This window comes from Mycobacterium sp. NGS40, from assembly GCF_059812735.1.
Map to the genome: position 1 here is coordinate 1 of NZ_JCALDG010000144.1, position 283 is coordinate 283.

The following is a 283-nucleotide window of genomic DNA, read 5'->3' on the forward strand; positions in this document are numbered from 1 at the left end:
GGCGCACCGCAGCGCCGACATGAACAGCCTCATCACGTTGGGCACCCTGGCGGCCTATGGTTACAGTCTGTTGGTCACCGTCGCCTCTGGGGTCTTGCCGGCCGATGTTCGCGACGTGTATTTCGAGGCGGTCGGGGTGATCCTGACCCTGTTAATGCTGGGCCGATTGCTGGAAGCCCGCGCCAAGGCTGGCACCGGTGAAGCTATCCGCGCGTTACTCGGGTTGCAAGCCCGCACGGCCCGTGTCGTGCGGGGCGGCATCGAAACCGAGCTTCCCGTCGAT

1 pseudogene is annotated in these 283 nt (G+C 65.0%); it reads left to right on the top strand.

Annotated elements, in window-relative coordinates:
* Positions 1 to 283: pseudogene (locus tag AC5Y5O_RS32320) on the top strand (heavy metal translocating P-type ATPase); the annotation flags it as partial.